This is a genomic window from Collimonas sp. (assembly GCF_035566555.1).
GTDB lineage: Bacteria > Pseudomonadota > Gammaproteobacteria > Burkholderiales > Burkholderiaceae_D > Collimonas.
The window spans coordinates 1-5,875 of the sequence record NZ_DATMRB010000018.1; the positions used below are offsets into that span (position 1 = coordinate 1).

The 5,875-nt window shown below is 60.5% G+C and carries 4 protein-coding genes and 1 pseudogene; 3 read left to right on the plus strand and 2 right to left on the minus strand.

Features of this window, described 5'->3' with window-relative positions; genetic code table 11:
* The 3 genes and pseudogenes from VNZ65_RS03170 to guaD form a co-directional block, all read left to right on the plus strand.
* A pseudogene (locus tag VNZ65_RS03170) lies at window positions 1-299 on the plus strand (xanthine dehydrogenase molybdopterin binding subunit); the annotation flags it as partial.
* Between the two features lie 14 nt (window positions 300-313).
* A complete protein-coding gene (gene xdhC / locus VNZ65_RS03175) occupies window positions 314-1,426 on the plus strand; it encodes a xanthine dehydrogenase accessory protein XdhC (protein ID WP_325665990.1) in 1,113 nt (370 codons plus the stop codon).
* A gap of 90 nt (window positions 1,427-1,516) precedes the next feature.
* Window positions 1,517-2,857, plus strand: coding sequence for a guanine deaminase (gene guaD, locus VNZ65_RS03180; protein WP_325665992.1), 1,341 nt, complete (start codon window positions 1,517-1,519; stop codon window positions 2,855-2,857).
* 83 nt (window positions 2,858-2,940) lie between these two features.
* Here the strand turns inward: guaD and VNZ65_RS03185 are convergent, their stop codons facing one another.
* Together VNZ65_RS03185 and VNZ65_RS03190 are read right to left on the minus strand one after the other, a co-directional pair.
* Window positions 2,941-4,479, minus strand: coding sequence for a SpoVR family protein (locus VNZ65_RS03185; protein ID WP_061945047.1), 1,539 nt, complete (start codon window positions 4,477-4,479; stop codon window positions 2,941-2,943).
* Window positions 4,476-5,744, minus strand: a complete 1,269-nt coding sequence (locus VNZ65_RS03190; RefSeq protein WP_325665995.1) for a YeaH/YhbH family protein — start codon at window positions 5,742-5,744, stop codon at window positions 4,476-4,478. The genes VNZ65_RS03185 and VNZ65_RS03190 overlap by 4 nt, the downstream gene beginning before the upstream one ends.
* Window positions 5,745-5,875: the final 131 nt, after the last annotated feature.

The following is a 5,875-nucleotide window of genomic DNA, read 5'->3' on the forward strand; positions in this document are numbered from 1 at the left end:
AGGACGGCAAGCTGATGACGCACGCGCCGTCGACCTACAAGATTCCTGGCATCTCGGATTGCCCGCAGGATTTCCGCGTCAAGCTGTTCAAGAACCGCAACGTCGAAGACAGCATCCACCGCTCCAAGGCGGTCGGCGAGCCGCCGCTGCTGCTGCCGTTCTCGGTCTTTTTCGCGATCCGCGACGCGGTCGCCAGCGTCGGCGGCAAGCGCTTCAATCCGCCATTGAATGCACCGGCCACCAGCGAAGCGATCCTGAAAGCGGTCGACGCCGTCCGCGCCCTGGCGCGCGCGGTCTGATCCGGAGCCATATCATGAACAACTGGCTGGAGGCGCTTACCACGCTGCTCACTACGCCGATTACGCAAACCTCGCAAAACACCACGGCGATCCTGATCACCGTGGCGCAGGTCGAGGGTTCCGGGCCGCGTGAGCCGGGTGCAAAAATGGTCGTGACCGCGGTTGGCCAGTTCGATACCATCGGCGGCGGCCATCTTGAATTGCAGGCCATCAGGATCGCCCGCGAGATGCTGGAAGAAGGCTTGTCGCTGAGCCGTGAACGGCGCCTGCAGCGATTTTCGCTTGGCCCTTCGCTGGGGCAGTGTTGCGGCGGCGTAGTGCACCTGGCGTTTGAACGCGTGACGGCTGCTTCGGCCGACTATTTCAGTTTCCTGCAGCGCCGCCTGCGCGATGCCGAAGACAGCTGGCGCCTGGTTGCGCTGGAAGATGCTGCGCCGCCAGCCATGTGCGACGCCGACGGCGCGCGCCTGCATGGACCGGGACGCCTGCCTACCTTGCCATCGCTGCTGACACCTTCCGCCAAGGCGCTCGGCGCCTGCACCATCCTGCGCGACGATAATGGCCGCCGCTGGCTGCTGGATGCCTGCCTGGCAACGCGGCCGCAACTGTTCCTGTTCGGCGCCGGCCATGTCGGCGCAGCGATCGTCAAAGCGCTTGGCGACTTGCCTTGCCGGGTGGTGTGGGTCGACGAGCGGGAAGAAATGTTCCCGGACGCCCTCCCGGCCAACGTCCGCATCGAAGCCACCGATACCCCGGAAGCCGTGGTGGATAACGCGCCGGACGGTTCCTGCTTCCTGGTGATGACACACAATCACGCACTCGACCAGCGCTTGTCGGCACAGATTCTGCAACGCGCCGGGGTTGCCTGGTTCGGCCTGATCGGCTCCAAGAGCAAGCGCATGCAGTTCGAGCATCGCCTGCACGAACGCGGCATTTCGCATGAACGCCTGGCTGAGATGGTGTGCCCGATCGGCATTGCCGGCATTGTCGGCAAGGAGCCAGCAGTGATCGCGGCATCGGTGACAGCGCAACTGCTGCAGGTCTGGGAACAGATCGCCAAGCAGCAGCTAGCGGCGGCCAGCGCCCCGCAGCTGCGCCTGCAGCTGCAACTGGTCAGCACAGTTTAATTCATCTCTGGACCGGGCCCGGTGTGCATCGGGTCCGCAATGCATCGCCCATAGCGGCCCTAGTCCGCTTTTTATTCAAGGATAGTTTTCATGTCAGACCTCCGTTTCAGCCATATCGATCAGTCCACGCTGCAAGCCTACCGGGCGAGTGTCCTGCATTTCAGCGAGGATCCCGCCCAGCATTCGGACGCCTATCATTGGCATGAAGACGGCTTGCTGCTGATCGCCGACGGCAAGGTCGTCGCGGCAGGGGATTATCAACAGCTTTCCGCACAGCTGAAAGCTGAACTGAAAGGCGAACTGAAAATCCAGGACTACCGCGGCAAGATCATCATGCCGGGTTTTATCGATACCCACCTGCACTACCCGCAGACCGACATGATTGCCTCGCCGGCGCCGGGCTTGCTGCCTTGGCTGGAAAAATATACCTTCCCGACCGAGCGCAAGTTCAGCGACCCGGCCCACGCCGGCGAAGTCGCCAAGTTCTTCATCGACGAACTGCTACGCTGCGGCACTACCACGGCGATGGTGTATTGCACCGTCAATCCGGTGTCAGTAGATGCCTTCTTCACCGCCAGCGAAGCGCGCAATTTGCGGATGGTGACCGGCAAGGTGTTGATGGACCGCAATTGTCCTGAGTTCCTGCAAGACACCGCCGAAGGCGGCATCCGCGACAGCGAGGAGCTGCTGAAGAAGTGGCATAAGCGCGGCCGCCAGCTGTATGCGATCACCCCGCGTTTCGCGCCGACATCCAGCAACGCGCAATTGCAGCTGGCAGGCGAACTGGCGCAGGCTTATCCGGATGCCTACCTGCAGACGCATGCCGCGGAAAATACAGACGAAGTGGCGTGGGTCAAATCGCTGTTTCCAGAGTCACGCAGCTATATGGACGTCTACGACAAGTACGGCATGCTGCGCCCGCGCTCGATGTACGGACACTGCGTCTGGCTCGACGATGAAGATCGCCGCCGCATGGCGGAAACGCAATCGGCGATAGCGATCTGTCCGACCTCCAATCTGTTCCTCGGCAGCGGATTGTTCGATTTTGCAGGCGCCGATACTGCCGGCGTGCCATTGTCGCTGGCGACGGATGTCGGCGGCGGCACCAGTTTCTCGATGCTGCAAACCATGAACGAAGCGTACAAGGTGGCGCGCATGGCGACCACCTACCTGCCGGCCTTGCGGATGTTCTACCTGGCGACCTTGGGCGGCGCGCGCAGTATGCAGCTGGAAGGCACGATCGGCAATTTCGTGCCAGGCGCCGAGGCCGATTTCATCGTGCTCGATCCGCAGGCAACGCCATTGCTGGCGCGTCGCAGCGAACGTACCGAGAGTCTGGAAGAATTATTGTTTGCGCTGGCGCTGCTGGGGGATGACCGGGCGATAGCGGCAACCTACGCTGCCGGCAAGCTGGTGCACAGCCGCGCCTGATAGAGAGTGGGCATAAGCTGCCCACACCGCCTTCTGGTTTCTATCTTCTGATTACTGTCACGCATGAGCACGCTGTACCCACCCTACGGCCGCAACACGTACTTGTTCTCGCTGACGCACTCATAGCGCTGCAACACATTGCCGCTGTCATCCACGCTTTCGAGATAGACGTCGAACTGCCATAGCCGCGCCATATGGCGCAGCATTTCGTCGGTGCCTTCGGCCAGCGGCCGGGCGTCGCTGCGGAAGTGGCGCAGGGTCAGGCTGCGGTCGCCGCGGGTATTGACCGACCAGACCTGGATGTTGGGCTCGCGGTGGTTGATATCGTACTGGCGCGACAGCGCCTGCCGCACGTACTGGTAGCCGGCATCGTTGTGGATCGCCGAGACTTCCAGCTCGCTGCGGTTTTCATCGTCCAGCACCGCAAACAGACGCATGTCTCGTATCAGCTTCGGCGACAGGTATTGCGCGACGAAGCTCTCGTCCTTGAAATTGCGCATCGCATAATGCAGCGTCTCGAGCCAGGGCGTGCCGGCCAGTTCTGGAAACCAGCGGTAGTCTTCCTCGGTGGGCTTTTCGCAGATGCGGCGGATATCGCTCATCATGCCGAATCCCAGCGCGTAGGGATTGATGCCGCTGTAATAGGACTTGGTCACCGGCGGCTGATAGACGACGTTGCTGTGCGAGTGCAGGAACTCCATCATGAAGCCGTCGGTCAGCTTGCCTTCATCGTACAGTGTATTGAGAATCGTGTAGTGCCAGAAAGTGGCCCAGCCTTCGTTCATGACCTGGGTCTGGCGCTGCGGGTAAAAGTACTGGGCGACCTTGCGCACGATGCGGATCACCTCGCGCTCCCATGACTCCAGCAGCGGTGAATTTTTTTCGGCAAAGTACAGCAGGTTTTCCTGCGTCTCCGGCGGGAAGCGCCCTTCGACACGCTCCGCGGCTTCTTCCTTTTTCTCCGGCAGGGTACGCCACAATTCATTGACCTGCGACTGCATGTATTCGGCCCGTTCGCGCCGTTGCGCCTGCTCTTTTTCCAGCGACAGCTTCTGCGGCCGCTTGTAGCGGTCGACGCCGTAGTGCATCAGCGCGTGGCAGGAATCCAGCAGTTCCTCGACCTTGGAAAAGCCATAGCGCTCCTCGCATTCGGCGATATAGGCCTTGGCGTAGACCAGGTAATCGATGATGGCGTGGGCATCGGTCCACAGCTGGAACAGATAATTGCCCTTGAAAAAGGAATTGTGGCCATACGCTGCATGCGCCACCACCAGCGCCTGCATCGTCATGGTGTTTTCTTCCATCAGGTAGGCGATGCAGGGATTTGAGTTGATGACGATCTCGTAGGCCAGGCCCATCTGCCCGCGCTTGTAATCGCGCTCGGTCATCAGGAAGTGCTTGCCGAACGACCAGTGGCGGTAATTCACCGGCATGCCGGCCGAGGCGTAGGCATCCATCATCTGCTCGGCAGTGATGATCTCCAGCTGGATCGGATAGATATCCAGCTTGTAGCTAGCGGCGACGCGGGCAATTTCGTCGTTGTATTGCTCGATCAGGTCGAAGCTCCAGTCGGAGGGACAGGGCAGCGCTTGATTGACGCCCTTGGCTAGGCGGTCGTTCATGTATGGACCTGCTTTTCAAACAGTTCGCGGAATACCGGATAAATCTCGCTGGCGGTCTGTACCTTCTTCATTGCAAACTGCGGATTGACGGCCGCGATCTGCTGGTACTCGGTCCACAGATTCTGTTCTTCCACGGTTACCTGGATATAGGCAAAATAGCGTGAGCGCGGCAGAATTTCCAGCTCCAGCAGCTCGCGGCACTTGGGCGAATCGTCATTCCAGTTGTCGCCGTCGGAAGCCTGAGCGCCGTAGATGTTCCAGTCGCCGGGCGGATAACGTTCGTCGATGATCTTCTTCATCAGCTCCAGGGCGCTGGACACTACCGTGCCGCCGCTTTCCTGCGAGTGGAAGAAGGTATCTTCATCCACCTCGTCGGCACGCGTGTGATGGCGGATGAACACGACTTCGATGTGTTCGTAATTGCGGGTCAGGAACAGGTACAGCAGAATGAAGAAACGCTTCGACAGATCCTTGCGTTGTTCATCCATCGAGCCCGATACGTCCATCACGCAAAACATCACGGCGCGGCTGGACGGCTGCGGCACCTTGACCCGGTTGACGTAACGCAGGTCGAAGGGATCGATGAACGGGATGCGCCAGATGCGGCCTTTGAGATGGTGGATATCGTCTTCCAGGCGCACGATTTCTTCACGTCGGTCGTCCGGATCCGCCTTCAGCGTTTCCATCAGCGCTTCCAGTTCGCGCAGCCTGACCACCAGCGGCGAACCGAGCGCGATGCGGCGTCCGAGCGAGCTGCGCAGGGAGCGGACGATATCGATATTGTTGGGACTGCCGTCGGTAGAATAACCGGCACGCATGTTTTTCCAGCTCGGCACCGCCAGCAGATTGGTCTTGATCAGGCGTGGCAGTTCCAGGTCTTCGAAGAAGTACTGCATGAATTCTTCGCGCGACAGCTGGAACACGAATTCATCTTCGCCCTCGCCCGAATCGCTGGCGGAGCTGCCGCCGCCACCGCCGGAGCCGCCGTCCGGACGGGCGATGCGGTCGCCTTGCAGATAATCCTGGTTGCCGGGGTGGACCATCTCGCGCTTGCCGCCGGGGCCATGGCCGAATACCGGCTCGCTGATGCCCTTGCGCGGGATGCTGATGCTCTTGGCGTTTTCGATTTCCTTGATGCCGCGGTCGCGCACGGCCTCGGTCACCGAACGATGGATGGCCGCCCGGAAGCGCCGTAGAAAGCGCTCCCGGTTGGCAATGCTTTTGTTCTTGCCAGACAGTCTACGGTCGATTATCTGATGCAACACGGTCGGCTCTCCTAGTCGGACGGCGGAGTCGCTACTACTATCGACCCATCTTACGATGACTTGCGCACGCGCAGATACCATTCGCACAGCAAACGCACCTGCTTCGGCGTATATCCTTTGCTGACCATGCG